Source organism: Mycobacterium sp. NGS22, assembly GCF_059813095.1.
On the sequence record NZ_JCALDY010000001.1, the window covers coordinates 90965 to 105688 of the forward strand.

Genomic DNA, 14724 nt, shown 5'->3' on the forward strand with positions numbered 1-14724 from the left:
TCGGGGCAGGAAGGGTGTTGCGAAGTGAACGAGGTTGCCATCATCGGGGTAGGTCTCCACCCCTTCGGCCGGTTCGAGGGCAAGTCCGCGATGCAGATGGGTGTGGACGCCATCGTCGCCGCGGTCGCCGACGCCGGCGTGCAGTGGCGCGACATCCAGGCCGCCACCGGTGGCAGCTGGACGGTGGCCAACCCGGACGCGATCGTCGGGATGGTGGGGCTGTCCGGCATTCCGTTCACCAACGTCTTCAATGCGTGCGCCACCGCGGCCAGTGCCGCCAAGGCCTGCGCCGACGGAATTCGCCTGGGGGACTACGACATCGGCATTGCCGTCGGCCTGGACAAGCACCCGCGGGGCGCGTTCACCGAGGATCCGGCGCTGGTGGGCATGCCCCGCTGGTACGCCGAGAACGGCCAGTACCTCACCACGCAATTTTTCGGCATGAAGGCCAACCGGTACCTGCACGACCATGCCATCTCCCAGCGCACCCTGGCCAGGGTGGCCGCCAAGAACTTCCGCAACGGCGTGCTCAACCCGAACGCATTCCGCCGCAAGCCGATTGAGGAGGACGACATCCTCAACTCGACGATGCTGAATTATCCGCTCACCCAGTACATGTTCTGCGCGCCGGACGAGGGCGCGGCGGCGGTGGTGATGTGCCGGGCCGACCTCGCACACCGCTACTGCGACAAGCCGGTCTACCTGAGGTCGGTCGAGGTGCGGACCCGCAAATACGGGGCTTACGAGGTGAACACCACATTCGCACCGGTCGAGGAGGACGTCTCACCCACCGTCTATGCCGCCCGTGCCGCGTTCGAGAAGGCCGGGGTCAGCCCCGACGACGTCGACGTGATCCAGTTGCAGGACACCGACGCCGGCGCGGAGATCATCCACATGGCCGAATGCGGCTTCTGCGCCGACGGAGATCAGGAGAAGCTGCTGGCCGACGGCGCCACCGAGATCGGCGGCTCGATGCCGGTCAACACCGACGGCGGATTGATCGCCAACGGCGAGCCGATCGGCGCTTCGGGTCTGCGCCAGATCCACGAGATCGTCCGGCAACTGCGCGGCCAGGCCGGTGACCGTCAGGTTCCGGGCGAACCCAAGGTCGGCTTCACCCAGTTGTACGGGGCGCCGGGCACCGCTGCCGCCAGCGTCCTGACCACCTAGCGATCCCAGCAGACGCAGAATCGCACGGACACAAGCGATTCGATGCGATTATGCGACTGCTCGCGCCGGCATGGGCTCGGCGCCGTGCAGCACCTTGGTCGCTGCGACAGCCACGCACATCGACGCCGGCACCAGCAGTGCGTGTCCGCCGAGCCAAGAGCCGGCCAACAACCCGGCTACCGCGCCGGTGAGAAACAGCAGCAGAGTCACCGTGAGGATCGCGACCTTCCACTTGTCGACCCCGTGTTTGCGGCTGCGGCCGAGCATGAGTCCCAGATCGGTGACGGTGCCGGTGAAATGAGTGGTGCGGACCGACATGCCGCGGTAGCTCGACGTGAGGCCGTTCTGCAGACCGAGGGCCGCCGCGGCCAGCAACGCCTGTACCGCGGTCTCCTCGATGCCCAGCGCGGAGATCTGCGCCCGCACCGCGGCCAGTTCCACTCCCCCGGCGGCAAGTAGCAGCAACGCCGCCTCGATGATCAGCACGAGGGCATGTCCTTTGGTTTTGGCGGCGTGGGTGTGGCCGAGCAATGTCCCGGCGACGGCCGCCCCCAGCAGGAACCCCAGCAGGATCCCGGCCAGCACGTGGGTTTCGTAGAGCCAGGGATGGGCGGTGTCCATCCCCAGCTGGGTGGTGACCCCGGTGAGGTTGCCGACCGGCACGGCGAAGACGAGCAGCGCGACCGCGTTGACGAAGCCGGCGGTCAGCGCGAGTGCCGCGCAATAACCGAGCAGGCGTCCGCGGGAATGGGATGCGTCGGGGTCAGGCTGTTGAACGTTCGGAATGGCGTCCGTAGTCATTCGTGGAATCTCCAGGTCTGTCGGCCGTGATCTCGTGCGCTGACAGCAATGCTGGACGCCCCGCTTTGGAGGATTCTCAAAGGATTCTTGGCGGTCGACGACTTGGGGCCCCAGGCCATGTCCCGGCGACGACCCGTTACGGACCGTGTGACAGGTCACTATCGGTCAGTCGGCTACCGTCGACGGCATGGCTGAAATCTCCGGAAACGATCGCATCGACGACGTCGCCCCCGGCGATATCATCGCCGTCGACCGCGGCTCGGGCGAAGAGTCCCACAAAGTGGTGTTCAAGGACGCCACCGACACCGGATACCTCGTCACGTTCGAAGGCGACGAAGGGGAAACGTTCCAGGTCGATTTTGCGGCGGGCAGCACTGTCAAGAGGTCGCTGGCAGCGAAATGGGAATCGGGGCAGAGTCCCACCCCGCAGGTCTAGGACACCTTCGTGGCGGGCGGCGCGTAAGCCGGCTTGCCCAGCCCCAGCACATGCTGGGCGATCATATTGCGGAACACCTCCAGGGTGCCGCCGTAGATGCCGGCCAGCGGGGCGAATCGGTAGAGATACTCCGACGTCCCGTCGTCGGCCGCACCGTCGGTCTCGATCGGCAGCACCGAGGCGGGTCCGGAGATGTCCATCAGGTCGGGTCCGATGTCACGCATGGTCTGCGCCTGCGCGACCCGACCGAAGATGCTGGGCGTGGACAGCGCCGCCTCCAACCGGGCCGCGCTGCGCCCGAGCCGGTAGGCCACCGACCCGTCGTCGATCCGGCGCTTCCCATCCGGACCCGGGGCGCCGACGTTGGCCGCGACGGCGTCGACCGCGGCGGACATGAAACCGGTCTGATGCGCCATGATCGCGACGTCCTGCAGGCCGTCGGGCGCCGCGGAGACCGCGCCGTGCTCGGCGTCCAGCGGCCCGCGCAGCACGGTCCAGCCGCCGTTGACCTCACCGAGTAGGTACTTGTCGTCGACCCGGACGTCGCTGTAGTACACGATGTTGGTCCGGTCGCCGTCGACGGTACGGATGCCCTGGATCTCGATGCCGGGCAGGTCGAGGGGAACCAGAAACATGGTGAGGCTCTTGTGTTTCCGGGCGTCTGGATCGGTGTTGGTGATCAGGAACACGTACTGGCAGTTGTGCGCGCCGGTGGTGAACATCTTGGATCCGTTAATCACCCATTGGTCGCCGTCGCGTATCGCCCGCGTCTTGCACGTCGCGACGTCGGACCCGCCTTCAGGTTCGGTGTAGCCCAGGCACATTCGCACTTCACCGGTGAAGACTTTGGGCATGACCTCCTCGACGAGTTCGGGCTTGCCGAACGCGGCCACGGCCCGGGCCACCATCGCGGTGGTACCCCAGGTCACCCATGGCGTGTGCACGCGGCGCTTTTCCAGCTCCCAGATGCGACGCCGGACCCGGCTGAAACCGCCCTCGCTGGACGGCGTCCACTCCTTCTGCAGGTAGCCGGCCGCGCCGATCGCCAGATGCACGGCTTCGTCGAAGTTGTCCCCGGTGTCGCGGTCACGCCGGCGCACATCGTCGGTGACGTGTTCGGCCAGAAAGGCACGCACCTCGGCCAGGAAGGCCTGGTCGTCGTCTTCCAGGTCTACAAGTGTGAAATCCATTGTGTCAGGCGCTTTCCCGCTCGGCTACGAGCTGTCCGATCTGTTTGGCGGTGATGCCCGGATCGCCGCCGGCCAGCGCCCAGCCGCGGGCCCGCACCAGGTACGCGGTCGCGGCGGCCTCCACGGAGACCCCGAGCCCGCCCTGGATGTGCGTTGCCATGGTGGCCGCTTTGGGCGCTTCTTCGGCCATGAACACGAACGCGCACCCGGGCAGTTCGGGACGCACGTCGGGCTCGTTGTCCAGGTACCAGGCGGCACGGCGGGCCAGGTTGCGACCGCCCTGCACCACGATCGCCATGTTGGCCAACGGATGTGAGATCGCCTGCAGGGTCGAGATCGGGACGCCAAGTGTGTAGCGCGATTTCGCGAACTCGGCGGCGATCGTCATGGTCTGCTCGATCAGGCCGGTCAGCGCCGCCGCGGTCAGCACCCGCCACTCGTCGACCGCCCGGCGGTAGGCCGTGACCGCCTCCGGGCCGGAACCCAGCACCGTCCGCGAATCCGCGGTGCCGGGGTCCACCCAGGCCATCGGCAGCTGCCCCAGGTTGGGCACCCGCGCCGGCCGGGTGGCGAACCTGAGCAGCACCACGTCGTCACCGTCGGCGACGATCAAGGCGTCGGCGATGGCCGCCGAAGCGATAAGGCGGGAGCCCGCAACGGGTTCCGGTGCGATGTCGAGCCCGAGGATACGGTTGCCCTCGACGACGTCCGTCTCGACGCCGCCCAGCCGTTCCGCGAGCCGCGCGGCACAGACATGCTCGATCCACGGCACCGGGGCAAGCGCGCGGCCCAGCTCTTCGGCGACCAACGCGAGATCCACCAGCGTCGCGCCGTCACCGCCGACGTCTTCACCAACCGCCATCGAGGTGGCACCCGTCGCGCACAGTCGCTCCCACAGGCTCTTGTCGAACCCGGATTCTTGTGCGGCCCAAACCGTCTCGATGGGACAGTGGGTTTCCAAGAGTTGCCGGTAGGCGGCCTGCAGCGCTTTATGGTCGTCGGTCAAGCTGTAGTCGATCCGGCGCAGTTCATAGCGATCCATCGGTGCTCCTGAAGAAGAATTCGTCGGCGTTGTTGTAAAGGTAGTTGTCCAGGACGTCCGCGGGCAGGTCGAGGGCGTTGGCTTCCGGCACCACCCGATGCTGGCGCAGCACCGGCCAGTCGGAGGCGAAGATCACCTTGTTCGGCCCACGCGTACGCATGTAGTGGATCAAGCTGTCCGGCAACCGTTTCGGCGACCACGCTGATGTCATCAGGCGCAGGTTGCGGTACTTGATCAGCATCCTGATCGCGACGTCCCACCACGGATCCGCACCGTGGATCATGCACAGCTTCAACTCCGGGAACCGCACACAGACCCGGTCCAGGTGGATCGGGTTCTGCACCTCGCCGGGAATCGGCGGTCCGGGGAGGCCGGTGTTGACGCAGAGCGGCAGCTCGATCTCGGCGCATTTGGCGTACAGGGGGTAATACACGGCGTCGCTCGGCGGATACATCCCGTCGGCCCAAAAACTCGGTCCCACAGCGGTGTAGGCGACCGGAAGGTCGGCGACCGTCGCGGTCAGCTCCCGCAGCGACGCCACCGGACGCAATAGGTTGACACCGCCGATCGCCAGGGCGAAGCGGTCCGGACGGGCTTCGGCGAACTTGCGTGCGGTGACCGAGGGCTTGACCAGATTGTCCATCAGGATGGCCTTCTGCACCCCGTGTTCGTCCATCTCGTCGAGGAGTTCGGTGAGGTCCACCGGGTCGAACATCGACTTGGGTCCCTTGAAGTAATCGTCGCGGACCCTCTTCATGAACTCCGGTTGTGTCTCGGTTTCCCCGAAGTGGACGTTGACCAGGCAGTCGATGACCTTGCGTGGTGGTGTCATTGCCGGGCCGTCCTCGCGGGTTCGGTGGCGTGCTGTTTGGCCCATCGATAGTCCGCCTTGCCGTTGCCCAGCCGGCGCACCCGGTCGACCACGATGAACGCCTTGGGCGTCTTGAATCGGGCCAGCGCGGCGCTACAGTGCGCGCGCAGCGCCTGCTCGTCATGCTCGGCCCCGTCGCGCAACTCGACCAGAGCCACCAGCTCCTGGCCCCAACGCTCGCTGTCCCGGCCGACCACCAGCGCGTCGGCGACGGCGGGGTTCGCGCGCAGCACCTCTTCGACCTCCTCGACGAACACCTTCTCCCCACCGGTGTTGACCACCAGGGAGTCTCGGCCGAACAGCCGAAGCGTGCCATCGTCGTCCACCGAAGCACGGTCACCCGATATCACCACTCGTTGCCCGTCCACCACCGGGAACGTCTTGGTGGTGGCGGCCTCGTCGTCGAAGTAGCCCAACGGAATTCGCCCGGCCCGGGCCACCCAGCCGATCTGCGCTTCACCCGGGTCGAGGAATCGGCTGTAGTCCTCGGCCAGCACGAGTCCGCCCGGCCTGATCGTGAAGGTGTCGACCTGAGTGCCCTGCCGGCTGTGGCCGTAACCCATGTTGCCGGTCTCAGAGGACCCGTAGCCGTTGATCAACGTGATGTGCGGCAGGTAACGCAGCAATGCCTGCTGATGTTTGACATTGGTAGCCGCCCCGCCGGTACCGATGGCGAACATGCTGGACAGGTCGTACTCGCGCCGGCCGAGTTCGTCCACCAGTGGCGCGGCGTACGCGTCGCCGACCATGGTCATCAGGCCGACCTTCTCGCGCTCGGCGGTCTCGAGCACCGTGACGGGGTCGAAGTTGCGTCGGGTGTCGTACAGAACGACGGTCTGCCCGTTCAGGATCGCCGAGAAGGCCGTCCACAGCCCCGCCGCATGCATCAGCGGGGACACCGCGAACCACGGCGCGCCGGCGTTCTGCACCCGCTGATAGATCTCCTCGACGCCCGAATGGTCGTCGCCGTTCATCGACGCGACATACATGTCGGACTGCCGCCACATCACACCCTTGGGCCGTCCGGTCGTCCCGCCGGTGCAGATCATCAGCACGTCGTCCGGTCGCGGCGCATTCTCGTGATCGGAACCGCCTTGTGCCAGAGCGTCTTCCAGCGCGACGGCACCCGGCAAGTCGGGTAGGTCGCTCCCGTCGTCGATCGAGATCAGCAACTCGACATCGTCACCGGGCAGCACATCGGCGAACTTTGCGCCCAGCGCGCGGTGGTAGATGACGCCGCGGGGCTTGACGTAGGCCAGCAGGTCGGCGACTTCCCGCGGCGTGTAGTAGTGGTTCACGTTGACCGGCACCACCCGGGCCTTCAGGCACGCGATGACCATGTCGGGATACAGGTCGTTGTGCATGATCAGCGCGACGCGGTCCTGCCCGCACTCCCAATTGCCCAGCGCGTCCCGTTCGGTATGCGCGCCGAAACCGTTGTCCGCCAGATAGTTCGCCAGTCGGCGGGTACGTTCCGTGGACTCGGCGAAGGTACTGCGGCGGTCGCCGCAGATCGTCATCAGCCGATCGGGCACGGCATCGGCGACCGCGTCGAGCACCGATCCGATCGTCCACTCGCCCATCGGATGCGCTACACCGACGCCGGGACGTTCGCGTTGAGCAGCTCGAGCGCGTTGTCCCGCATCACTTTTCGGGTGTCCTCGGCGCTGAACTCCGGGAACTGCGGGATGTCGGCGGTGAACGCCATCGGGTCGGCGAGCCCCTCCCCGTGCGGCCAGTCCGAACCGAACAGGATCTTGTCCACGCCGATCGTCTCGGCCAGCAGCTTCACGTCGTCCTCGTAGTACGGCGCGATCCAGACGTTGTTGCGCAGCTGCTCCACCGGGTCTTCCTTGAAGTGGTACGGGGCGGTGTTGGCGGCCTTCTTGAGCCGCTTGATCAACCGGTACACGAAATACGAGCCGTTCTCGATGCTGGCGACCTTCAACTTCGGATGACGGGTGAAGACCTGGTGCACGATCATCGAAGCCATGGTGTCGTGGATTGCCCGGTCGTCCAGGAGTACCTGGTCCAACGGATCCTTCTTGCCGAATCCCTCGAAGGTGGCCTTGCCGCCCCACAGCGCGTTGATCGCCAGGTAGCCGCTGTCGCTGAGGTGGAACCCGACCGGGACGCCGGCCTCGGCCAACCGCGCCCAGACCGGATCGTGCACCGGATCGCCCAGTGAGCGCGGCTTGACCCTTCCCGGCACCGGCGCGGGACGGACCAGCACCATGCGGGCACCCTTGCTCAGCACGAAATCGACTTCCTCGACTGCCTTTTCGGGGTCGGCCAACGAGATGATCGGCGCCGAGATGATGCGGTGATCGGGACGATCGAAGCCCCAGTCCTCGTCCAGCCAGAGGTTGAACGCCCGCACCGAGGCCATGGTGGCGTCGATGTCGTGCTTGAGGGCCTCCTCTACGCCGCAGGCGAAAGTTGGCAGCATGAACACCGTTTCGAGGTTCTGGGTGTCCATCACCTTCACCCGGGCGTCACGATTCTGGTACTCGGGATGGTTCGCCATCCGGTCGACCTTCATCAGCGAAGCGGGGTCGACACCTTCGGGAATTTCGCCGCGGAACAACAGGTCCAGACAACCCGGCTCGATGATCGGGTCGAAGGTCGGGTTCGGGATGAACTGGTTGATCCGTTCGCCGATCACCGCCCAGGTACGCTTCCCGTCTTGCAACATCTGCACACCGCGGCGTTTGAACTCCTTGGGCAGGTGCCGGGTGAACGAATCGATGGGTTCGTAGTAGTGGTTGTCGACGTCGATCGCCTGGTAGTCCAACGTGCTCATCGCGGACGTCCTCTCAGTCTCGGGCTGCAAGAGGTGGGAAATTCGGGGCGCGCTTCTCGAAGAACGCGGTAATGCCTTCGATGAAGTCGGGGCGCGTCATGGATTCGTGCATCAGCCGCTCGGCCTTGTTGCTGGTCTCCACGATCGGCAAGCCGGCGTCGGCGTAGAGCTGTTGTTTCATCGCGGCAAGCGAACTCGGCGCGCAGTTGCGGGCCATGTCGTCGGCGTAAGCCGTGGCGCGCTCCAGCAGCTCGTCGCCGGCCACCACCTCCTTGACCAGACCCAGTTCAGCGGCCTCCTCGGCCAGGAAGGTCCGGCCGGACAGCAACAGATCCGTGGCGGCGCCCCACCCCACGAGGCGCGGCAGGATCCAGGAGATGCCGTACTCGGCGACCAACCCTCGTCGCGCGAACGCGGTGGTGAACTTGGCACCGGCGGCGGCGAACCGGACATCGGCCATCAACGCCAGCGAGAGTCCGATGCCCGCGACGGATCCGTTGATCGCCGCGATCACCGGTTTGCGCAGTTGGGTCAAAAAGTACGGGTGCTTCTCGGCGACCAACGAACTGACGTCCGTCTTGCTCGCCGACTCGACCGTCGTCGCCGAGATCGAGTTGAGGCCACCCATGTCCGCACCGGCGCAGAACGCCCGTCCGTTGCCGGTCAGCACGATGACGCGGACGGCGGGGTCGACCTCCGCCTCCTCGAAGTAGCGGTAGAACATCGACATCATCGGCTGACCCCAGGCGTTCAACCGCTTCGGCTGGTTGAGCGTGATCACCGCGACGCCGGTGTCGGAGACTTCGTAGAGCACGGCTTCGCTGGACGCGGTCGGCCGCTCGGCGACCACGTTGCCATCGGTGCTCATCGGAGCCGCCCCTTCCTTCGACGGGCCATCGGCGCACGCCCGCGCAGTACATACTGTATACCTATCGGTACATCTTTCTGCAAAGTGCCTCGGAGGCCTCGTCGGCTCATCAACTGCCTGATCAGCGGGCTAGTCCGCCGATGTTCGCCGACCCCGACGCCGCCGTTCCCGGCAACCGCGCCAAGAAGCGGATCTGGTCGTCGCAGGCCTGCTGGAACCACTCGTGGCCCGGCCATACGTCGAAGTGGTCGCACGGGTAGTGATGCACCTGCGCCCTGCAGTGCACGGCGGTGCGGGCGACCGAGGCCGCGGGCACGAAGCGGTCGAAATCGGCGATCTGGATCAACAGCGGGATCCGCAACTGCTTGGCGGCGGTCCTGGTCCTGATCTTGGCCAGTTCGAATCCGACCGCGGAGTCAACTTCGTTGCGCCAGGACGGTCCCGCGATCGACAGGTAGTTTTCGTACGCGCCGTCCAGGGACAGCGCGCCATGCTCCCTCGGCCGGGACGTCAGCTTCATCAGCATCGGGGTGCGCCCGCGTCGCACCGCCCATCGGCTTCTGACGCCGTCGACGGTCGCGCGCAGCGCGGTCCCGATGGTGTACTGCTTGAGCACCGCCACGCTGGTGGCCAACGGATCGGTGAGCGGAGTCATCGCGATCACCGCCGCGACGTCCTCACGACCCGCAGCCACCCTGATGACCTGGCCGCCCGACATCGAAACACCCCAGAGCACAACCCGTTTCGGGTCCACCCCGGGAAGCGTCTTGGCCAGCTCAATCGCCGATCGGAAATCCTGTTCCTGCCGTGTGATCGAGATCGACTGCCGAGGAAGACCTTCGGAAGCACCGAAGCCCCGGTAGTCGAAGGCCAACACGTCGAAGCCGGCGGCACTGAACTCCTCCGCGAACGACTGCAGACCGGAATCCTTTGTGCCACCGAACCCGTGGGCCATCACCACCACCGGCCGTCCGGCGGTGCCGTCTGTCCGGCCGGGGAAGTGCCACGCACTGCACGTCACCCCGTGCGACTGGAACGTCAGCTCCTGGTATGGCATCTGATTCTCCTCATCGGTCGGTGTTTCCGACGATCCCGTACACCGCGCCCAGCCACACCGCGGCGGCGCCGTCGAGCAATTCGGACCGGGACAGTGCGCAACCGAAGGTCATCCGTTCCAGCAGCCGATCGTTGACCTCGAGCAGGACGGTCGCCAACACGGTCGCGTCGATCCCGTCCGGTGCGACACCGGCAGCGCGCTGGCCGCGGATCATGTCGGCCACCGGGCCGACGAACGACGCACGGGCCTCGTCCCAGATCTCGCGTCCCGCGGCGCTGCGGCCACGAGCCTGCAGGGCGGCTTTGAACATGTACCGGTGCCGCTCCCAGGTGTCGAACAACCCCTCGAGCATCCCGCGGACCCGTTCCTGCGGAGAGCGGTCACTCATGGTGAAGACGTCGTTGACGAACATGGTGTCGTCGACCATGCGTTCCATCAAAGCGGCGACGGCGGTCGCCTTGTTCTCGAAGTAGAAGTAGAAGGCCGGCCGGGTGACGCCGGCCCGCGCGGTCACCTCCGCGATGTTGACGTCGTCGAAATCATGGTCCTGCAAAGTGGTTTCGAGCGCATCCAGGATGGCGTCGCGCCGCTGGTCACCGCGCTGCACCGACCTGCGATCGGTGCGCGCCCTGGTCACCGCCCGACTCCTGCCGCCGCGCGCTTCATGCCCGCCGGGATCTCGCGCGCACGCAGATCGTGCTCGTAGTAGAAGTAGTCCACCTGCTGGGTGTGCCGCGGCCGGTCGACGCAGTGCCCGGTGTAGAGCCGCTGGTCGGCGTCGATCACCCGTTCCATCTCGGCGACCGAGGGCAGCGCGTAGCGTCCGACGGCATACGCGGCCAGCAGCCGCGACTGGCACTCGACGAACGGGAACAACGTCGGAATCGCCTGGGCGAAACCGATGAAGACCAGGTTCTCCACGCCTGGTTTGAACATCCGCTTGTAGAGCCGGATCGCGTTGTCCGGCGCGCTGACGAAGTCGCGGTCGAAGAACGGGAAAGTGATGTTGTAGCCCGTGGCGTAGACGATCGCGTCGAAGACGTCGCTGGTGTCGTCGTCGAAATGTACTGTGTCGCCGTCGAGTCGAGCGACGTTGGGTTTGGGCGTGATGTCCCCGGACCCGAGGCGCAACGGCAGTTCCACCGACTGGGTGGGGTGCGCCTCGAACAGTTTGTGATTAGCCGGCGGGAGCCCGTACAGCGTGGGATTTATGCCGAGCATCGGAGCCATCAGCTGCGCCGCTTTGCGCTGCCAGGCCAGCGGCAGATAGGGCGTGGTGCGGAAGAACTTGTCGCCCGGCTGACCGGCGAGGTACTTCGGCACGATCCACGCGCTGGACCGCGTCGACAAGGTGACGGTGTTCTGCAGTGTCCGCGAAGACAACTCGACGGCGATGTCGGCGGCGCTGTTGCCGATGCCGACGACCAGGATCCGCTTGCCCGTCAACTCCAGTGGAGTGTGCGGGTCGATGTAATGGTGCGAATGGATCGTCTCGCCGGTGAACTCGCCCGGGAAATCGGCCATCCGCGGATCCCAATGGTGACCGTTACCCACCACCAGCAGATCGAACTCACGCCTGGCGCCGGACTGATCCTCGATCTCCCAGCCCGATCCGGCCGGACGGGCGTGCACGACGCCGTTGCCGAATTCGATGTGCTCGAGCAGACCGAACGCCTGGGCGTAGGAGTCGAGATAGTTCTTGATGTCGGTGTGGTGCGGGAACGCCGGGAAGTCTTCCGGTACCGGAAAGTCCTTGAAAGACAACCGATGTTTCGAGGTGTCGATATGCAGCGACCGGTAGGCGCTGCTGTGACCGTTGGGGTTGCCGAACGCCCAATTGCCGCCGATCCGGTCGGACATCTCGAAGGTGGTGTAGGGCACCCCGTAGTCCTTGAGCATCTTGCCGGCCGTCAGGCCGCTGATACCGGCACCGATGACCGCGGTACGGGGCCGCTTGGCCGAAGCGCGCATTGCCGGAGGCTAACACTGGTTTTTGACGTGAGTCAATGAATTCTGACAACCGTCAAACCGCTCACCGGGCGGGCGCCGTTCTGTTTACTGTTGTCTCAACAGTGCCGGATTGCAGTACGCTTTTTCACGTGGCACGCCCGGTGACCCCGGGCGATTCTCGACGCCACTCACCCACCATCGAGCACCGATTGGTCGCCAATGATCAAAGTGATGCAGGGCTTTCGGGTCTTGGAGGTCGCGCAGTTCACGTTCGTCCCGGCGGCGGGCGCCATCCTGGCCGACTGGGGCGCGGACGTCATCAAGGTCGAACACCCGTTGCGCGGGGACACCCAACGCGGCTTCATCAACATGGGCGGCATTCAGGTCGACCCGGAACGGCATCCACTGATGGAGCACCCCAACCGGGGTAAACGCAGTGTCGGGATCGACGTGTCGACGCCCGGTGGCCAGGAGGTGATCTACGAACTGGCCAAGACCTCCGACGTCTTCCTCACCAACTACATGCCCAGGGTGCGGCAGAAGAACAAGTTCGACGTGGAACACATCCGCGCGGTGAACCCGGACATCGTCTACGCCCGCGGCACGGCGTACGGCGACAAAGGACCCGAACGTGACGTCGGCGGATTCGACGGGACGGTGTTCTGGACACGCAGCGGCATCGGTCACGCGTTGACGCCAGAGGAGTTGGGAGCGCCTCTGTCGCAAGGGATTCCCGCGTTCGGGGATTCGATCGGCGGCATGTTCATCGCGGGCGGCATTTCGGCAGCGCTGCTGCATCGGGAGCGCACCGGTGAGGCGGTGGAGCTCGACGTGTCGTTGTTGAGCACCGCGTGGTGGGCCGCGGGCGCAAGCATGACGCAGGGCATGGAAGCCGGCGAGACGATGCGCACACCCATGCCGGGCACCGAGGCGTTCCTGGTGAATCCGTTCATGGGCAACTATCAGACGTCCGACGGCGGCACCATCAACTTGTGCATCATCAGTCCGACTGGTTTGATCCGTGACACCTTCGAACATCTGGGCATTCCCGAGGCCGCCGACGATCCGCGCTTCTCCGAGGTGCTTCCGCTGATCCAGAACGCCAACGCGGCAGCGGAATTGATCGCGGAGGCGTTCGCGGGCAAGCCTTTTGACTACTGGCGCCGGCACCTCAAGACGATGAAGGGACAATGGGCACCGTTTCAGAGCTTCATCGATCTGGCCGGTGACGAGCAGGCCCTGGCCAACGACATGATCGCCGAAGTCGAACTCGCCGGCGGCGGTGCACCGTTCAGGGTGGTCCGCGGACCCATCCAGTTCAACCACGAACCATTGGTGACGACGCGGGCACCGCAAGCCTCCGAGCACACCGAGATCGTCCTGATGGAGCTGGGCATGGACTGGGACCGCATCGCTGAACTCAAGGACTCGGGCGCCATAGCCTGAGTTCGCGGTCACCGCGACCGCGCAACCCGGGTAAAGGTCCGACTTCGACGGCTATGGGTCGACGAGTCCGAGGCGACGGTAGGCGGCCCGCATCTGGGTCTTGGCTTCCTCCGGCAGTTCGACCTGTGGCGGCCGGGAATGCGGGTAGGCGCCGATCGGCAGCCCGAGCAGAAAGGCGGCGTACTTGAACCCGCCACCCCAGTGGGTGAAATAGTCGGGGCGGCCCGGGTAGCAGGTAAACCAGGACGCTATGTCCAGCTCAAACTGGTCCAACCCGGAATCGCGAGCGTAGTCCATCGCTTCCAGCAGTTTGCCACTCTGGATCAGATCCCAGTACTCGGAAAATATTCGCCGCGAGGGAGTTTCGTACAGATAGCCCGCAGTACCCAACTGCGCCGGGCACACGATCCCCTCGCGCAACCAGCCGGCGCGGTACACGGTCTTGTCGCATTCCCACAGCACCAGACCGGGGGCCAAGTCATGCAGTCGCCGGCTGGCCGCCGGCCGGAACGCGCCTTCTTTGGTGGCGCAGACCGCCGGCACTTCGTCGTAGATCCGCGCACTTTCGGCCGGAGTCAGCACATATCCCGAGGACGGAGAGTTGAACATGCCCAACGCGATATCGGTGCGCGCCGCGATGTATTTGAAGAATTTGAGTACGCCCGCACCGCCGTGCACTTCCATCATGGGCGTCTGGATGTAGGCGATGTCGGCTCCCACCTGCTGCGCGTGCAGCGTGAGCTCCAGACAGTCCTTGGCCGTGATCGCCGCCGTGCAGGCCTGTACGACGACGTCCGGGTTGAAATTCCGCGCCTCCTCGATGGCCACCTCGAGCAAACGTTTGCGTTCGGTGAGGGTCAACGCCCAGAACTCGGCGATTCCGCTGGTACACCACAACATCGGGTGTCCGAGATCCGCGACGCAGTAACGCACCAGCGTCCGATAGGCATCCCAGTCGATGTCGTCGCCGTCCTCGCCGCAGAACGGGGTGTACAGCGAGTTGCCGATCCCCCGCAAAACTTCGGGCGCCCAGGTGCGTGCTTCAGCAGCCGTCGCCATGACCCACTCCTTCGTGGCGAGTTTTTGTGGC

14 protein-coding genes are annotated in these 14724 nt (G+C 65.6%); 3 read left to right on the forward strand and 11 right to left on the reverse strand.

All coding sequences use genetic code 11. The annotated features are described in order from the left end of the window. The first annotated feature begins 24 nt into the window (after nucleotides 1-24). Complete coding sequence (locus AC5Y47_RS00405) at nucleotides 25-1170, forward strand: thiolase family protein (RefSeq protein ID WP_499940957.1); 1146 nt, start codon at nucleotides 25-27, stop codon at nucleotides 1168-1170. Between the two features lie 48 nt (nucleotides 1171-1218). Here the strand turns inward: AC5Y47_RS00405 and AC5Y47_RS00410 are convergent, their stop codons facing one another. Further along, nucleotides 1219-1971, reverse strand: coding sequence for a YoaK family protein (locus AC5Y47_RS00410; protein ID WP_499940959.1), 753 nt, complete (start codon nucleotides 1969-1971; stop codon nucleotides 1219-1221). A gap of 187 nt (nucleotides 1972-2158) precedes the next feature. Between AC5Y47_RS00410 and AC5Y47_RS00415 the strand changes: the two genes are divergently transcribed. Continuing rightward, nucleotides 2159-2407, forward strand: coding sequence for a hypothetical protein (locus AC5Y47_RS00415; protein WP_499940961.1), 249 nt, complete (start codon nucleotides 2159-2161; stop codon nucleotides 2405-2407). Here AC5Y47_RS00415 and AC5Y47_RS00420 read toward each other — a convergent pair. The 9 genes from AC5Y47_RS00420 to AC5Y47_RS00460 all read right to left on the reverse strand — a co-directional run bounded on the left by AC5Y47_RS00420 (nucleotide 2404) and on the right by AC5Y47_RS00460 (nucleotide 12209). Continuing rightward, nucleotides 2404-3597: an acyl-CoA dehydrogenase family protein gene (locus AC5Y47_RS00420; protein ID WP_499940963.1), complete on the reverse strand. Its 1194-nt coding sequence runs from the start codon at nucleotides 3595-3597 to the stop codon at nucleotides 2404-2406. The two genes, AC5Y47_RS00415 and AC5Y47_RS00420, sit on opposite strands and share 4 nt — an antisense overlap. 4 nt (nucleotides 3598-3601) lie before the next feature. Further along, nucleotides 3602-4639: an acyl-CoA dehydrogenase family protein gene (locus tag AC5Y47_RS00425; RefSeq protein ID WP_499940965.1), complete on the reverse strand. Its 1038-nt coding sequence runs from the start codon at nucleotides 4637-4639 to the stop codon at nucleotides 3602-3604. Next, nucleotides 4626-5471 (reverse strand): amidohydrolase family protein, encoded by an 846-nt coding sequence (locus AC5Y47_RS00430; protein WP_499940967.1) that lies wholly within the window; start codon nucleotides 5469-5471, stop codon nucleotides 4626-4628. The genes AC5Y47_RS00425 and AC5Y47_RS00430 overlap by 14 nt, the downstream gene beginning before the upstream one ends. Further along, a complete protein-coding gene (locus AC5Y47_RS00435; RefSeq protein WP_499940969.1) occupies nucleotides 5468-7093 on the reverse strand; it encodes an acyl-CoA synthetase in 1626 nt (541 codons plus the stop codon). Before AC5Y47_RS00435 ends, AC5Y47_RS00430 begins: the two co-directional genes overlap by 4 nt. 8 nt (nucleotides 7094-7101) lie before the next feature. Beyond that, on the reverse strand, nucleotides 7102-8313 hold the full coding sequence (locus AC5Y47_RS00440) for an amidohydrolase family protein (RefSeq protein WP_499940971.1): 1212 nt from the start codon (nucleotides 8311-8313) through the stop codon (nucleotides 7102-7104). A 13-nt stretch (nucleotides 8314-8326) separates the two neighbouring features. Further along, nucleotides 8327-9181 (reverse strand): enoyl-CoA hydratase, encoded by an 855-nt coding sequence (locus AC5Y47_RS00445; RefSeq protein ID WP_499940972.1) that lies wholly within the window; start codon nucleotides 9179-9181, stop codon nucleotides 8327-8329. A gap of 121 nt (nucleotides 9182-9302) precedes the next feature. Next, nucleotides 9303-10238: an alpha/beta hydrolase gene (locus AC5Y47_RS00450; RefSeq protein WP_499940974.1), complete on the reverse strand. Its 936-nt coding sequence runs from the start codon at nucleotides 10236-10238 to the stop codon at nucleotides 9303-9305. Nucleotides 10239-10248: 10 nt separating this feature from the next. Continuing rightward, nucleotides 10249-10875 carry a TetR/AcrR family transcriptional regulator gene (locus AC5Y47_RS00455; protein WP_499940976.1) on the reverse strand — a complete coding sequence of 209 codons (627 nt, stop codon included), beginning with the start codon at nucleotides 10873-10875 and terminating at the stop codon, nucleotides 10249-10251. Continuing rightward, nucleotides 10872-12209 carry a flavin-containing monooxygenase gene (locus AC5Y47_RS00460; protein ID WP_499940978.1) on the reverse strand — a complete coding sequence of 446 codons (1338 nt, stop codon included), beginning with the start codon at nucleotides 12207-12209 and terminating at the stop codon, nucleotides 10872-10874. Before AC5Y47_RS00460 ends, AC5Y47_RS00455 begins: the two co-directional genes overlap by 4 nt. A 210-nt stretch (nucleotides 12210-12419) precedes the next feature. Here AC5Y47_RS00460 and AC5Y47_RS00465 point away from each other — a divergent pair, with 210 nt between their 5' ends. Next, a complete protein-coding gene (locus tag AC5Y47_RS00465) occupies nucleotides 12420-13634 on the forward strand; it encodes a CaiB/BaiF CoA transferase family protein (protein ID WP_499940980.1) in 1215 nt (404 codons plus the stop codon). Between the two features lie 51 nt (nucleotides 13635-13685). Here AC5Y47_RS00465 and AC5Y47_RS00470 read toward each other — a convergent pair whose 3' ends face one another. Then, a complete protein-coding gene (locus AC5Y47_RS00470; protein WP_499940982.1) occupies nucleotides 13686-14693 on the reverse strand; it encodes a dihydrodipicolinate synthase family protein in 1008 nt (335 codons plus the stop codon). Between the last annotated feature and the right edge of the window lie 31 nt (nucleotides 14694-14724).